General features: G+C 36.1%; 10 protein-coding genes. All 10 read left to right on the top strand.

All coding sequences use genetic code 11. From position 1 onward, the window contains the following. Positions 1-4 precede the first annotated feature (4 nt). The 10 genes from ATO12_RS21545 (at position 5) to ATO12_RS21500 (ending at position 16,076) form a co-directional block, all read left to right on the top strand. Positions 5-292 (top strand): PAAR domain-containing protein, encoded by a 288-nt coding sequence (locus ATO12_RS21545; protein ID WP_034246537.1) that lies wholly within the window; start codon positions 5-7, stop codon positions 290-292. 2 nt (positions 293-294) lie between these two features. Beyond that, on the top strand, positions 295-744 hold the full coding sequence (locus ATO12_RS21540) for a GPW/gp25 family protein (RefSeq protein ID WP_034246534.1): 450 nt from the start codon (positions 295-297) through the stop codon (positions 742-744). Between the two features lie 61 nt (positions 745-805). Then, positions 806-4,093 carry a baseplate J/gp47 family protein gene (locus ATO12_RS21535; RefSeq protein ID WP_034246532.1) on the top strand — a complete coding sequence of 1,096 codons (3,288 nt, stop codon included), beginning with the start codon at positions 806-808 and terminating at the stop codon, positions 4,091-4,093. A gap of 15 nt (positions 4,094-4,108) precedes the next feature. After that, a complete protein-coding gene (locus tag ATO12_RS21530; protein ID WP_034246528.1) occupies positions 4,109-4,639 on the top strand; it encodes a hypothetical protein in 531 nt (176 codons plus the stop codon). Positions 4,640-4,727: 88 nt separating this feature from the next. Further along, positions 4,728-5,441, top strand: coding sequence for a hypothetical protein (locus ATO12_RS21525; RefSeq protein ID WP_034246526.1), 714 nt, complete (start codon positions 4,728-4,730; stop codon positions 5,439-5,441). Positions 5,442-5,484: 43 nt separating this feature from the next. Next, on the top strand, positions 5,485-8,502 hold the full coding sequence (locus ATO12_RS21520; protein ID WP_034246524.1) for a hypothetical protein: 3,018 nt from the start codon (positions 5,485-5,487) through the stop codon (positions 8,500-8,502). A 2-nt stretch (positions 8,503-8,504) separates the two neighbouring features. Further along, entirely contained in the window at positions 8,505-10,106 is a 1,602-nt protein-coding gene (locus ATO12_RS25150) for a contractile injection system tape measure protein (RefSeq protein WP_051576012.1), read from the top strand. A gap of 36 nt (positions 10,107-10,142) precedes the next feature. Next, positions 10,143-13,232, top strand: coding sequence for an eCIS core domain-containing protein (locus ATO12_RS21510; RefSeq protein WP_051576011.1), 3,090 nt, complete (start codon positions 10,143-10,145; stop codon positions 13,230-13,232). Between the two features lie 366 nt (positions 13,233-13,598). Continuing rightward, on the top strand, positions 13,599-14,744 hold the full coding sequence (locus ATO12_RS26520; RefSeq protein WP_034246521.1) for an eCIS core domain-containing protein: 1,146 nt from the start codon (positions 13,599-13,601) through the stop codon (positions 14,742-14,744). A 3-nt stretch (positions 14,745-14,747) separates the two neighbouring features. Next, on the top strand, positions 14,748-16,076 hold the full coding sequence (locus ATO12_RS21500; protein WP_034246518.1) for an ATP-binding protein: 1,329 nt from the start codon (positions 14,748-14,750) through the stop codon (positions 16,074-16,076). Positions 16,077-16,277 lie beyond the last annotated feature (201 nt).

Genomic DNA, 16,277 nt, shown 5'->3' with positions numbered 1-16,277 from the left:
AATTATGGGACAACCAGCAGCCAGAATTAATGATATGCACGTATGCCCGTTGGCAAGTCCGTCACCACATGTTGGAGGACCAATACTACCGGCAGGAGAACCTACGGTTCTTATCGGAGGAATGCCAGCAGCACGAGTTGGAGATATGGCAACATGCGCGGGACCACCAGATACCATCATTATGGGGTCAACAACGGTGTTAATAGGCGGTATGCCAGCAGCAAGGCTGGGAGATACAACGGCTCATGGGGGGAGTATTATTTTAGGAGAATTTACAGTGTTAATAGGATAGTTATGAAGAAAGACGCAGAACAATCATATTTAGGAAAAGGCTGGAGTTTTCCACCGATTTTTGACAAGCTTAGAAAACAAGTCGATATGGTAGTTAATGAAAAAGATATCGAACAAAGTTTGAATATCTTATTATCAACAAGGCCAGGAGAAAGAATAATGCAACCCTCCTTTGGGTGCAATCTTGACATCATGCTTTTTGAACCCATAACAACCACCTTAATCACATTTGTTAAAGGCCTGATTAAGAAATCTATTTTATTCTATGAAGCCAGAATTGATGCCAATAGAATTGAAGTAAATACCGAGAATATAAATAGTGGTTTAATCCTTATTGAAATTGATTACACGATTAGGAGTACAAATTCGAGATTCAATTTTGTATATCCTTTTTATACGGATGAAGGTATTGATCAAGACATCATTTTAAGAAATAGTGGATTTAGTAGATAGTCAAAAATAGATTTCAAAGAAACCAATATAAGTAAAACACAAATTAATAACTAACTGTAGAATGGGGTTCAAAAAAGCTATAATACAAAGAGATGGAACCAGTCAAAGACAGCGGTTACTACAAGCGCTAGATCCTTCATTTGTAAAAATTGAGGAAAGAAAAACAACTGATTTATTACGAATCATTAGAGTTTTTTCTCAAGAAATTGCTTACTACAATAAAAAGAATCAGGTAGATGGTAACTGGCAAGATTTTTTTCCGTCGGATCCATTTGTCCAAAACTTGATAGAATTATCGGATCCCGAAAGCAATCTAGATCCACATTTGGCTTTGTTGGTTACTTTTTTACAATTACTAGAGCTGGTAAGAAACGATTTGAATCAATTAGCCCAAAAGCACCTAGAATTCTACTACAAAGATGTTTTACGTTTTACAACAAAAGAATCGATCCCTGATAAGGTTCATATATTGTTCGGTATCGCCAAAAATGCAAATGACCCTTACCTACTAAAAAGGGGAAGCTTATTAGATGCAGGAAAAGACGAAAACAATAACAAATTGGTGTATGAAACCGATAGAGATATTGTGATCAATAAGGCCAAACTATCCAATATAAGAACAATTTATGTTGATTTTGATAATGACAAACGAGTATACGCAGCACTACAGGCTAACTCGGTAGATGGCATTGGAGGAGCATTGAATCCTGATGAACCAAGCTGGAATATTTTTGGAGAAAGCCAGTTTGGAAAATCAAATGATAAAAAGACAATGATTGATGGTGATTTAGGTTTCGCTATTGCATCGCCCATATTATTACTAAAAGAAGGAAGCAGAACTATTACCTTAGAAATGACCTTTCAAAGTTTTCGTTTGTCTGATGCAAATTTTGATTTCTTAAGTTATGGCTTCCCTCCATCTATTCTTAATTTACTCAAACCCATACAAGAGCAATCTTTTAAAAATCAGGATGATTTTGAAAAAGTGGCACAGTCTATTTTAGGAGATGAATATGAATTTTATATCGAAGATTTGATTGCTGAAACAAAAAATCCTTTTAGAGGTATGAGGTCTAATCAACTAAAAAATGGTTTTATAGGCTACACCTCTACATTGGATTCATGGTTTAGAAACGACCCGGCTTCAGTAACTATCACAGGACAGAATCAACTTACTTTTATTTTTCAGATTGAAATACAGGACCCACCATTAGTTTTCTTTCCAGGGAATGATGAATCTGCAGGGCTTTTAACAAAATATCCAGCTATAAAAGTTCTGTTTAATCCGTTATCAGATACATATCTGTATGAATTACTAGGAGATTTACAAGTCCTTTCATACGATATAGAGGTTGAGGTAAGTGGAGTACGCAACCTTGTACTTCAAAATGAAGATGGACCCTTAGATGCAGAACAGGCATTTTTGCCTTTTGGAGCACGTCCTTCTCTTAACTCTAATTTTTATATAGGTAATCACGAAGTATTTCAAAAAAAGCTGGAAAATTTATCTTTAACGCTTTCTTGGGCAGATCTGCCGACTGTAAATATGGGGTTTGTTTCATATTATGCAGGATACCCGGCTCCTTATTTCATTAGTAACCGGCAGGCTGATATTCGATATCTACAAAATGGAAAATGGATTTCTCCTCCTTCTCCAAATGATATTGAATTATTTAATACATCTTCCAATGGTACATTTATACAATCACCATTTACCATAAACATTCCCCTACTTTCTATTCAGGAAAGAGATCCCAGGCTAGAAGAGTTTGATTCATTCTCTAATGATAGGAACGGTGGCTTTATAAGACTATCATTATTATCTCCCGATTTTGGTCACTATATTTTTCAAAATATATATGCTCAACAAGCCTTAGATATAGCAAGTGGAGATACAGGTACGTTACCTAATACTCCATATACACCAAAATTAAAATCTGTAGAACTGAATTATGCTACTAAAGAAAGTGTCACTTTTGGAATTGAAAACGAAGGGTTCGAACAATTCTTTTATATAGAACCATTTGGGAGTGTATTAAAAAAAGCCGAGACAAGTACATTTTGTTTCCCACAATTACCTAATGGTTCTTTATTTATAGGAATTAATGAGCTAGAACCGCCTCAAAACCTAAGTGTTCTATTTCAGGTTTTGGAAGGAAGTGCAGACCCCGATATAGCAATAAGTAGAAGAGATGTGCAATGGAGTTATTTAATAAATGATGAATGGGTTTATTTAACCGATAGTGAAATACAGATTGATACTACGCAAGGGTTGCAAACCTCAGGAATTATTGATTTTTCAATACCAGCCAAGGCAAACAAAATGCATAATGTAGTCCCCTCTGGCCAACACTGGTTAAGGGCTGAAATTTTAAAAGATCCGGCAGGAATAAGCAGGGCTATTGACTTTCATACTCAGGCAATGTCTGCAACTTTTGTGCAAGAGGAAAATGGTTTACAACAATTTTCAAAACCTCTGGAACCTAATGTTATTAGTAAATTGATATCTGGTATAGGTGCGATCAAAAGTGTAGAACAGCCTTATGCATCGTTTGGAGGAAGACCTTCAGAACGGGAAAATAACTTTCTTAACCGAGTGAGCGAACGTTTACGACACAAGCAAAGAGCAATTGGAGTGTGGGATTATGAGAGAATTGTTCTTGAAGGCTTCCCTTTTATTTATAAAGTTAAAAGTCTTAATCATGCACAGGGTTTTTCTGAAGCAAGTCCGGGAAATGTTACTCTTATTGTTATTCCGGATTTACAAAATAAGAATGCCGCTAATCCTCTTCAACCAAAGACAAGTTTTATACTTAGAGCATCTATAAAAAACTATGTTACTCAATACATCCCGTTTTTTGTTTCTCTTTTTGTTGAGAATCCCAAATACGAACCTATACTCGTTGATTTAAAAGTTGGGCTGAAACCAGGATTTGATGGTAGTTTTTACGGACAACTATTGAATGAAGATCTCAAACGATTTTTATCTCCCTGGGCCTTCGAAAAAGGGAAGGATATCACTTTTGGAGGACGTATCTACAAATCAAGTATACTGGCATTTTTAGAAGAGCAAACCTATGTTGATTATGTTACCGATTTCAAATTGTATCATCTTAATAAAAGTCCAGGTATAGGGGAAATGTGTGTTGATATTGATTTCGAAATATTTGAAGATGGTAGAGAAGAGGTAATTGACTTTGCAGAAGCTTCTACAGCTCGTTCGATATTGGTTTCTGCACAAAAACACGATATCGTTGTGTTGCAACCAGGTGAATTGGTATGTGCCAGTGCAGAAATACCTTCTGGTATTGGCACAATGATATTAGAATATGATTTTATTGTTTCATAAAAAAAAGAAAGAATTATGGCCATTGTAGACAGACCCACATTGTATAGTTATTTTGAAACCGGAGATCGTCCTACTCAAAACCAGTTTGTTGATTTAATTGACTCCAATTTTAATCTTGCCGAAAATTCTTTGGCGCAAGGTTGGATGACTCGTTTTTTAGAAGTCGGGGAAGATGTATTTATCATTGAAGCTTTTTCAATTCCATTAGGTGTTAATGAAGCAAGTAACGTCAGATTTTCCTGGAGAGTAAACCCTGATGGAGCTGGGGATGTTACTGCTACGTTTACGTTGTTTTATTATTCAGATATCCAAAATACCGATTTTCCACTTTCTGGATTCGATATTTTTGGGGGATTTTTTAAGCATACTGTAGTAAGTGAGGAAATTGTCGTACCAGGTAGTACTACAGATAATGTTTTTGTTGATGAATTAATTGCACTTGACCTACCCTTGCTTCATAATAACATTCAACTACTAGTAGTTTATCTGACTTTAGGTGCGGCAGAATCAAGCGGTAATCCTATAATGAGTTTCGAGTTTAATTAAGAAGTTCTCAATCTAAAATTAGAAGTATTGTAATCTGAAAAATAATCTTTAATCCAGTTGTTACCTGGCAACGTTTAGTATAAAAATTATGAAAAAAATAATCGAAATATCTGGTGATAATAATACTGTTACACTAGAGCAAGAAGGAAATATTCAAGCGACATATATTAAGGTATATAATCTCAAAAAGAGACTGATTAGACATTCGCGCTCATCTGGAAATAGATTTCAGTTTACAGCTTCTCCTGGGAAATATATATTGGAAACAGATGGAAAATTAAAACTTGTAGAAGAGAGTAAAAAAGATTTGAGTCAACCCTTGAAAGAGATATATAAGCATCTTGAAATCGATGAGCCCAATAATATGCTTAGACTTAAAGGCATACCTTTTTATCAAACAGATGATGTAAAAACTTTTATAGGTCGAATGGTCAAGGACAAAAAAGAGCTACAGGGTTATCTTGAAGCCCATCAAGAAAGGGATATCGAAAAAGCCAGGAAAAAAATATTTTCTGATTCACGAGTTTTAGAAGTTATGGCGGGTGGGGGAACGGCCGAAGAAAAAACTACTGTCAAAAAAGAATTGGAAAGTTTTAACAAAGAAAAGCTAAGGATAAGCAATGAATTGAAAAAGGCCAAAACCACTACCGAAATGCTTAACATCACCCCAAAATTTACAAAGCTAGCTTTTAATAAAACCGAAGGGATAAAAAAGAGCGCCCAGGTAACTAAGAAAACAACAAGAACTGCAGCTGCCAAAAAAACATCAAGAACTACAGCAAGAAGAAAAAAGAGTGAATAATCTCTGATGATGAAAATATTAGCGATATAGTAAACAATTTGTAATGGCTATTTCTTCCAACATATCAAAAAAGCCTCCTGTACTAAAAAGTATGGATTATTTTCTGTTACGAGAAAAGGGGATTACAGGCCTTCAAGACCTTGCAGGCGATACATGGACCGACCATAATATTCATGATCCGGGGATTACCATTCTCGAAGTGCTCTGCTATGCGTTGACCGAATTAGGGAACCGGATTAATTTACCAATCGAAGATATCTTATCAAGTCAACCCGGTATAACCGATGAAAAATTAGAATCTGTATTTCCAAATGCTCAAAAAATACTTCCAAATTGTGCCTGGACAGAGAAAGATCTCAGGAAAATTTTGATCGATATTGTAGGGGTAAGAAATATTTATCTACAAAAAGCATTACAAGCAGAACAAGAATTCTTTTATAGTGAGTCCTTAAAATTGATCATCTATGACCCCACCCCGATAAGTGTAGATCTAAATGGGCTATACCAAATTAAAGTTGAACTTGAGAACTCACAAAACTTTGGAGATTTAAATTCTAATATCATTATTACCGACATTGAGGTAAATGTTGTCGAACCAAGATCTTTTGAAGTGTCAATTGCAGTTCCTTATTGGGACGAGGCTGATCCCCAATGGCTAGAACCTGGAGCTATTACAGACATTGTATTTACTGCACCCGTTAGTGCAGTCACAGATGACCCTATAACGACATTTTTTGGAGAATTGGCAATAGAAATAGATAATTCTATTCTTATAGAGGATTTTTCTTTTAGTGCAAGAATTGAGCCGCCTATACAGGACATATCAAATGTGGCCTTGATTAATGCTGTAATTACAGAACTGGAAACATTAGCACAAGATATCACCGTAGATAGTATTTTTTCTTCTTATAAGAGGAAACTGGAAGAGATAAATACGATTATACAAGAAGTACAACAGGTTTTTTATGCGAATAGAAATTTATGTGAAGACTTGTTGCAGATAGAAGCAGTTCGTATTCAGGAAATAGCAATAAATACAACAATAGAATTACGACCTGATGCAGATCCCAATAAATTACTGGCCCGAATTTATTTTGTAATTGATCAATTTTTATGCCCTACTTTTCTATGGTATACTCTTGATAGATTAAAAGAACTGGGATTAAGAATAGATGAAATTTTAGAAGGTCCTTTCTTATCGAGCGGATTTATTAGAAATGAAGATCTGGATGCTATCATACGAGAAGGTATTGTATATACTTCAGACCTCATTAGATTAATTATGAACCAGGAAGGAGTGTTCTCGGTATCAGGATTAACGATTTCTAATTTTATTGATAATATATTGGTGAGCGGAGCTACTCCAGAAACAAATTGTTTAAGGCTTATCGATACAGATCGTTTTAAACCGAAGTTTAGTATATCAAAATCTGAAATCATTTTTGAGCGCAATGGTATTGTAGTTCCAGTAGAACAAACCCTGGTAGATGCAGAACTAACATCCCTAGAAAATGCAGCTGCATCAATTCCTGGCACGTCAGATCTTGGTTTAGAGATTCCTACAGGTGAAAAACTACTATTAGATCAATATCATTCAATTCAAAACGAGTTTCCGGCTACTTATGGAGTTGGAAAAAATAATATATCTAATTCTGCCTCTGATTTACGAATATCACAATCACTTCAACTCAAAGCGTATTTGACTTTTTTCGATCAAATATTGGCCAACTATTCTTCTCAGATTGCTAATTTATGTCAGTTCTATTCACCCGATGAGGCTATTGACCGTACCTATTACAATCAACCACTCTATACCATCTCTGGGATAGATTCGTTATTGGTTAGTTTTTTACAAAGTGGAGTGAGTTTTGAAAACTTTATTGCGGACCCCGAAAATGGTTATAGGATAGGATTGGATACGTATTTCGAGAACAACACTGTTTTCTTAGATAGAAGAAGCAGATTATTGGATCACCTGCTAGCTCGATTTGGTGAGAATTTCCCTGATCCGGCTTCCTTACTTTATTCAGATGTTAATATTTACCTTATCCGTGATAAGATTCGGTTTTTTCAAAACTATATAGAAATCAGTTCTAATAGAGGAAAAGCTTTTGAAATTAATCCGCAGCCAGGAGGGGGAGACGTATGGGATACGGATAATATTTCTGGTCTGCAAAAAAGATTGGGTTACTTATTTGGTATACCAGATCTACAAAGGCGTAACTATAGTGGAGATCCAAACCCTAATGATTATTTCGACTTTTTTTCCTCTGGACCAAATTTTGGTTTCAGACTACTGGATCATAATTCTGATATTCTTTTAGAAAGTGAATTGTTTCCGAATATAAATTCAGCAGAAAACGCGGCTATAGAAGTAATAAGCTTAGGTGTTTTTTCTGGAAATTATGGAAGCTCTAGCATTCAAAATATAGATGGTGAAGATTATATGATTACACCGTTACAAGACAACACATTATCTGTAATAGCTAATTTGAGAATCTTATTAGATACATCAATACCCGAGGATTTGCTTCGTAATAAAGCTATTAATATTGCCAAGAATAATTTGTTGCAAATTCATAGAGGTGGTGAGGGATTTTATCTTATAGAACATGTTTTATTACGTCCAATACGAAATAATATTTCAAATGTAGATGCTTTTTTACCTGCCATTTTTAATAGCGAAGAAAACTTCCCGGTAACTGATCCTTATTCTTTTAGAATTAGTTTCTTTTTTCCTTCAGGTTTTGAACGTGATTTTGGTGCAACCGAAAGTGGTCCTCAGCCTAGAATATGGTCCTTCAGAATGCGAAGTCGAGCCTTTAGAGAGTTCATGGAGAGAACCATTAGAGAAGAGACTCCGGCACATATTCTTCCCGAAATCTATTTTTTGGATACGAATACCGGTATAGACACCTCAACAACCCCGTCACTTAACAATTTCGAAAATGTATATCGTAATTGGTTAATCAATAAAACCGATACTACCGCTACAGAGACCGACCTCACTAATAGCCATAATGAATTGGTTGCAGTTTTAAATGAAATCATTAATCCGTAGTTATGATTACGCAAGAAGAAAATATGGTTGGTAAACTTTCTTTCAATTTTGATGTTAATTCAATAGACTTGGATACAGAGAATTGGGAAAGATTGAGCATGTATTCGCAGGAATATTTGATTTCAGTTATAGAAGATAAATTAAGTAAGGTTGAAAAAGGTGATGAATGGGTTTTTATCGATAAAATAGAAATAGAATTAAATCTTAAGGTCGACCATAATTGGGAAAAAAATCTTAAAACAGTATTTGAGGAAGCTATAGATATCGAATTCAATAAAATAGACTTCATTCCTAAAGCCAGTCAAAAACTCTCTTCTAAAACCATACATCTTTCTGCTTTATATTACTTTTTAGAATATGGTCTATTCCCTTGGTATTACTCAACAGTAGCACAAAGAACTATCGAAGATTCTTGTTTGAAAACTCTTGATACGACTGCTGCAAAAAAAATAATACATGGCATACTAAAAACACCTAAATATAAACAGCGGCTGTTTGATATTTTTACAGATGATTCGTTGTTTGTTCTTATTGGTTTTACCAATATTGACGGAGAAAAGATTCCGCAAATGACATCTCTTTTTGATGCATTTTGTAACACATTTGGACATCAAATTAGCATTCAAAATTTTAGAATCGAGTATTGGGAAGGACTTTTTCGATCTGCAGTCAAAACAAAAGATAAAAGTAGAGATGTTGTTGATGATTTCATCCTGTTTTTAATTAAAAAGAATTTTTCAAAATATAGGGCAGAGAAAAGAGGTAAAGAAGCTTTTAATAAACCTGATTTATCCAAAAAAAATACGATAAGTGATTCTAATCCCAAAGAGAATATTTTAGCTCAGATCAAGGAGATTTTAGAAAAAAACGACCCTAAAAGACCAAAAACTGTACACACATCCAGAAGTTCTAAAACGCATAAGAAAAGCAACAAGCAGTCAACTGGTATTGACAACGAAGAAATAATATCGAAAAAGAATAAACATCAAAATTTCAGCGAATCCTTTAAACAAGAGGGGAAAAGATCTTCTATATATAAAGATCATGAAGATTTTCAGAAAATGCTATCAACAACAGAACTTTCTTTGGACCAGGAAAAGGGTGAGGGGATATACGTTACGATGGCAGGAGTGGTTTTGGTACATCCTTTTTTAGAACGTTTTTTTGACTCTTTAGAATTATTGAATAACGGAGAGTGGATATCCCCAAATCATGCAAAAAAAGGGGTTCAACTTTTGGCTTATTTGGCAACAGGAAAGACCTTGTGTCCAGAACATGAAATGACTTTATTTAAATGTATTTGCGGCCTCCCTTTTGAAACTTATGTCGGATCAGAATTCGATATTACAGAAGAACAAAAACAAGAATCAAATTCATTATTATCATCGTTGATAGAGCATTGGTCGGTTCTAAAAAACACGTCAATAGAAGGGTTAAGAACCAATTTCTTTCTGCGTGAAGGAAAATTAACGTTAAAAGATGATCATTGGAGTTTACTCGTAGGACAAAAAGCTGAGGACATTTTGTTAAGCCGTTTACCCTGGAGCCTAAGCATCATACGTTTACCATGGTTGCCAAATATAATACAGGTTATGTGGACATAGTAAGAATATAGTAGTTGTTAATTTTTATTTCGGTTTATGAATAAATCCAGCATAAGTCATGACTCTTCTAGTGCTTCAAATTTGCACTTTGCTCAACGAAAGAGCAAAGAGAATCATGCGTCTGTTTCATTAGGAATGCAAAATAAATCAGATACTACTTCTGATAACGCTACTACCTTTTTTCAACCTAAACTTCAGGTAAACAAAATAAATGATCCATTTGAAGTAGAAGCCGACAGGGTAGCAGATGAGGTAACAGAGTCGATATACTCGGGAGGCGAAGGTTTCCTTTCTCCAGTTGCACCTCCTGCTCTTGATGATACAGGAACAAATGTGCAAAGACTTTCTTTTTTTCAACGTAAACCAGCTTTTGAAAGCCCAACAGAACTTGACTTAAATACAGCGAACAATCCTGAAGTACAACGTTCTGCAATTGCTGAGGCTATTACCACAACTACAACACCACCTCCAACGAAGCATCAGGAAGAAGATATTGCAGAAACAGAAACTGGAGAGATTCAGCGCAAAGCGAACCTAAGTGAAATAGCAGAAGGTCAGCATACAGATTCTGGTTTTGAATCTAAATTGCATTCCAGCAAAGGAGGAGGGGCTTCAATGTCAAGAAAAACAAAAACACAAATGGAATCTGCCTTTGGAGCAGATTTTAGCAATGTGAGGATTCATACCGATTCTAATGCTGAGGGAATGAGTAATCAGGTGCAAGCACATGCATTTACTCATGGTAGTGATATTTATTTTAATAAAGGAACATATCAGCCAGAGAAAAAAGAAGGTACACGATTATTGGCTCATGAATTAACCCATGTTGTACAACAAGGCGCAGCTACCAAAAATTCGGTACAACGAAGTGCCAATGTTCAGGTCAATCAAAGTGCTCCTGCTATGGTTCAGAGAGGAGTGATTTCAAGAGCACGTAATTGGGCAGCAGACAAGGCAAATAATATCCCTGGATATTCGATGTTAACGGTCATTTTAGGATTTAACCCAATTAATGGGCAAGATGTCCCTCGTAATGCTGCAAATATCTTTAGAGGTATCATGGGCTTTTTACCAGGAGGAAATTTGATCTGGGAGGCACTTAACAACCATGGTATATTCAATAAAGTAGGAAATTGGATTGTACAACAACTGGATACTCTTGGAGACATTGGAGCCTCTATTGTAAGCTCTTTTAGAGAATTTGTTGGATCTCTGGGGATAACAGATATAGCTAGATTAGGTAGTTTATGGCGTAGGGCGAAACGTATTTTTACATCGCCAATTACTATGCTAATTAACTTTGTTAAGGGATTAGTTTCGGATATTTTAGAATTTATCAAAGAAGCAATTCTTAGACCTTTAGCAAGTCTTGCAGAGGGGACAAATGGTTGGGATTTGCTTATAGCAGTTCTTGGCACAAATCCTATTACTGGCGATGCTGTTCCAAGAACGGCCGAGACCCTTATTGGTGGCTTTATGAAGTTAATTGGTCAGGAAGAAATTTGGGAAAATATCAAAAAAGGAAATGCCATTGCACGAGCTTGGGCATGGTTTCAGGGCGCTATGGGGCAATTAATTGCCTTGGTAACCAGTATTCCTAGTCGATTTATAAACGCGTTAAAATCATTAACCATAGTAGACTTGGTCGTAGTACCTAGAGCTTTTGCCAAAATTGCGTTAGTTTTTGCCAATTTTGTAGTAGATTTTGTTTCCTGGGCGGGAAATGCAATGTGGGAACTTTTGAAAATCATCTTTTCGGTAGTTGCTCCCGGGGCCATGCCATTCCTAGAACGAGCAGGAGGTGCTATTCAATCTATTTTTGAGAACCCTATGGCCTTTTTAGGTAATTTGGTACAGGCCGGAAAAATGGGCTTTCAGATGTTTAAAGATAATATCGGTAGCATTTTAAGGGATGTATTGATCGATTGGTTGACTGGGACTTTAGCGGGTGCAGGTGTTTATATTCCGACAGGACTTGATTTTGTAGAGATTTTGAAGTTTGTATTATCTGTATTGGGGCTTACCTGGGAGAATATGAGAGCCAAATTAGTAGAGCATTTAGGTGAAGGGCCAGTTACGGTTCTGGAGGAAGGTTTTGAGCTGATCCAATTATTAGTGACAGAAGGTCCTGCTGCAGCTTGGAAGAAGATTATGGAACATATTACGACGCTCAAGGATACGGTGATTGGTGAGATCATCTCTTGGGTGACCCAGACGGTGGTTACAAAGGCAGTGGCAAAGTTGGTAAGTATGTTTATTCCTGGAGCTGGATTTATTCAAGCCATTCTGGCTATTTGGGGAGCTATTCAAGTATTTATTCAGCGTATTCAAAAAATTATTCAGGTAGGAGTTGCCTTTATGAACTCTATTGCAGATATCGTGGCAGGAAACCTAGTGCCTGCAGCTACAAAGGTAGTCAACACCATGAAAGGAATCTTGGTATTGGCAGTAAGCTTTTTAGCTGAGTTTATAGGACTAGGTAAAATAGGAGATGCCTTGCAAAATATCTTAAAAAAGATTAGAGATCCTATCGATAAGGCACTTGATAAGATGATTTTATGGGTTAAAAATAAAGCAAAAAGTTTCTTAAAAGGTAAGGATGATAAAGAGCATAAAAAAATTGCAAAGGCCGCTGCAGCTGAATTAAAACAAGGAGGAGGAGAATATAGTACTTATAAAGAATTAAGACAGGCAAAAATGGCTCAGGCTCAAGGGATCAAACAAAACTATCAAGGGCAATTGAAAGAGGGAATTGGTATCAATATTGCTTTCACTGAGCCTACAAAAGATCAGGAGGATGCAGATTTGGATTTTGAAATTATCATAGCTCCAAATACAACTAAGGAAAAAGATTCACTTCCAAGCACTCCCAAAAAAGTAGTGGGTTATCGATTTGGAGAAGAACAACCAAATATAGGTTCTAATCATGCGGCATTTAGAAGTTTTTTAGCTATGAAAGACTTTTTAGATATGATGGGAGGCCTTCCAAGTGAAAGTGATAAAATATATAAAATAGAAGGTGAATTGATAGAAGACGACGGTACTGCAGATGGTTATACTATTAAAGTAGAAAATTGGGAGGAAATCAAAGATCACGCTTGGAAAGATCAATCAGATAATGATTAGGGTTAATAATATTGAAGATTTATTAGTCAAAAAATGAAGCTTTTATGAAATCAGTAACATCAATGAAATATGATAAATTACAGCAAATGGATAAACGTTATCATAGACTTCTATTAATCGCAAGCCTAAAAGTAATTCGCATTTTCTAAAACTGGAAAAAGTTAATTGCCGATCCTAGCAAGCCAAGCTAATCTTTTGTTTTGGAAATAGGTAGATTGTAATATGCAATGCGAAAAAACCTGGAGATTAAGAATCTGGGGCTTTTGTTGAGTGATCTCAATATTGATTAGCTCAACAAAATGTTTCGCAATTCACGGAAAAGGTCATAAACATATAATATTTATAAACTTTTAAAATTAATTTAGTATGAAACGTCATCATCCTAGTAAAACAAAAAGAAATCGTAAAGAGGAACAGAATAATTTTTTCTCTCAAAAAGAACATAAAGGAAAAGAAAATACCGGAAGTGATAGTTTCTTTCAGGCCAAATTGGAAGTAGGTGATCCCAGCAGTCCTTTTGAAAAAGAAGCAGATGCAATGGCCGATCATGTGTTGGATAACAATAAAGATAAGTCTACTGGAGATGCCTTCGGAAAACAGTCGGTACAAAGACAGGCCGAGGAAGAAGAACCCGCAGCAAAACGAATCCAGAGACAAGCTGAAGAGGAGGAACCTGCGGCAAAACGAATCCAGAGACAAGCCGAGGAAGAAGAACCTGCAGCAAAGCGTATTCAGAGGCAAGCAGAAGAAGAGGAGCCAGCTGCTAAGCGTATTCAGAGGCAAGCCGAGGAAGAAGAACCCGCAGCAAAACGCATCCAGCGACAAGCAGAAGAAGAGGAACCTGCTGCAAAACGTATCCAAAGGCAGGCGGAAGAGGAAGAACCGGCCGCTAAGCGTATCCAACGACAAGCTGAAGAAGAGGAACCTGCAGCAAAACGAATTCAGCGGCAAGCTGAGGAGGAGGAACCTGCTGCCAAACGTATTCAAAGACAAGCAGAAGAGGAAGAGCCGGCTGCTAAACGTATTCAAAGACAAGCTGAAGAGGAAGAACCTGCTGCTAAGCGTATCCAACGGCAAGCCGAGGAGGAAGAACCCGCTACTAAACAGGTTCAAAGGAAAGCCGAAGAATCTTCAACTATTTCAAAGTTTCATCACGTAGAAAATGAATCGGTACAAGCTAAAGGAGGTTCTTCAAAAAATAATAAAAATAAAATGGATGCTCAACCATCGATGGAATCTATAGAAAGTATGATTCAGGAAACCAAGGGGCAAGGGATGCCATTACCGGAGGAGATAAAAGTAGAACTAGAAGCAGAGATGAAAGCCGATTTTTCTAATGTACGTATTCATACAGACGAAAAAGCAATTGAATTATCGGCCATGTTGCATGCTCAGGCTTTTACCCATGGTTATGATATTTATTTCAATACAGGAAAATATAATCCCTACTCTCGAGAAGGGAAACATCTATTGGTTCATGAGTTAACTCATGTGGTACAACAAAAAGGATAATATATGATTACTGAGGATATCAATATTTCATTGGAAAACGCTCTAATAGGGTTGAAAAACTTACTTTTAAGTAGGTTAAAGTCATTCGAAACCAATACAAGTTTTGAAGTTAATATAGAAGATTTTAACTCCTGGTCTAGTGTGTTAACCCCACATTTTCCTGTGTCAAAAATTGATTTTAACGAATTGGTAATCATTACGCTTGCGTTAGTGCCACATATACGGCCTCATTATTTTGATCGGCTTATTCAGAGTGTTTATCCTAATGGTGGCGCGTTTCCGCATTTAGGAGGAGTGAGAGGTAAGGGACATAGAGGGTTTTTACCTTCAGGAGAAACGGCACTTTTCCTTCTGGCTGGTGAAAATCTTGAAGACCGATTTCAAATTCAACATCTTTTTTCACCAGATCATTGGTTTGCTAAAAAACAGATATTACGATTGGCAGAACCAGAGAAAAACGAACCGGAGATGAGTGGCCAGCTTATCATGGATAGGGAGTATGTAGAAAAAATAACATTAGGAAAAATTACAAGACCGAGCTTTAGTTCTGATTTTCCTGCTGCGCGAATTACAACACAGCAAACTTGGGATGACCTTGTATTGCCAAAATCTACTTTAACACAAATACAGGATATACTTACCTGGCTTAGGTATAAAGAAATACTGCTAGACGAATTAGAGATGAGTAGTAAACTAAAACCAGGTTATCGGGCTTTATTCTATGGTCCGCCTGGTACAGGGAAAACACTTACTGCAAATTTGCTGGGAAAATACACAAATAGAGATATCTACAGAGTCGATTTGTCTTCTGTGGTATCAAAATACATTGGAGAGACAGAGAAAAACCTGGCTAATCTTTTTAACAGAGCCGAAAACAAGGATTGGATTCTATTTTTTGACGAAGCAGATGCGCTTTTTGGAAGACGAACCCAAGTTCAGAATTCTCATGATCGTTATGCAAATCAAGAGGTGGCATACCTGCTTCAACGCATTGAAACCTATCAAGGTTTAATTATTTTAGCTTCAAATTTTAAAAGCAATATTGATGAAGCCTTTATAAGACGTTTTCAATCTATTATTCATTTCCCGATGCCAAGAGTACAAGAACGCTTATATCTATGGCAGAGAGCTTTTCCTGATAAAATTCAACTCGATTCAGAAATAAACATGAGGCAGCTCGCACAAAAATTTGAGTTAACTGGCGCAGATATTATGAATGTAGTACAATATGTCTGTCTTAATGCACTTGCCAAAGAAAGGGTAAAAGTTTCGTATCACGATATAACCGATGGAATAAAAAGAGAGTTTATTAAATCAGGAAAATTAAATTAGATTATGTTTAAACATATTCTCAGGTTTTATATACTAACCTTTGTATTCAACTTTTTCCTGTAAAACTATCATTATTATTTCTTAAAAATTGACCCCCCTATACTTTTTCAATAAAATTGTTACCGTCATATTTCCAAATAATTGATAACAACCTATTATCCTTTATTATCATTGACTTCAAATCTCTAAATACATCTTTTT

The sequence above is a fragment of the Aquimarina atlantica genome (assembly GCF_000626715.1).
Taxonomy (GTDB): domain Bacteria; phylum Bacteroidota; class Bacteroidia; order Flavobacteriales; family Flavobacteriaceae; genus Aquimarina; species Aquimarina atlantica.
The sequence above is the reverse complement of the archived record's forward strand: the minus strand, read 5'-3'. Positions and strand labels throughout refer to the sequence as shown.

Coding starts and splice junctions, on each gene's coding strand:
- ATO12_RS21500 (WP_034246518.1), top strand. CDS start 14,748: ATGATTACTGAGGATATCAATATTTCATTGGAAAACGCTCTAATAGGG.
- ATO12_RS21510 (WP_051576011.1), top strand. CDS start 10,143: ATGAATAAATCCAGCATAAGTCATGACTCTTCTAGTGCTTCAAATTTG.
- ATO12_RS26520 (WP_034246521.1), top strand. CDS start 13,599: ATGAAACGTCATCATCCTAGTAAAACAAAAAGAAATCGTAAAGAGGAA.
- ATO12_RS21545 (WP_034246537.1), top strand. CDS start 5: ATGGGACAACCAGCAGCCAGAATTAATGATATGCACGTATGCCCGTTG.
- ATO12_RS21525 (WP_034246526.1), top strand. CDS start 4,728: ATGAAAAAAATAATCGAAATATCTGGTGATAATAATACTGTTACACTA.
- ATO12_RS21530 (WP_034246528.1), top strand. CDS start 4,109: ATGGCCATTGTAGACAGACCCACATTGTATAGTTATTTTGAAACCGGA.
- ATO12_RS21535 (WP_034246532.1), top strand. CDS start 806: ATGGGGTTCAAAAAAGCTATAATACAAAGAGATGGAACCAGTCAAAGA.
- ATO12_RS21540 (WP_034246534.1), top strand. CDS start 295: ATGAAGAAAGACGCAGAACAATCATATTTAGGAAAAGGCTGGAGTTTT.
- ATO12_RS21520 (WP_034246524.1), top strand. CDS start 5,485: ATGGCTATTTCTTCCAACATATCAAAAAAGCCTCCTGTACTAAAAAGT.
- ATO12_RS25150 (WP_051576012.1), top strand. CDS start 8,505: ATGATTACGCAAGAAGAAAATATGGTTGGTAAACTTTCTTTCAATTTT.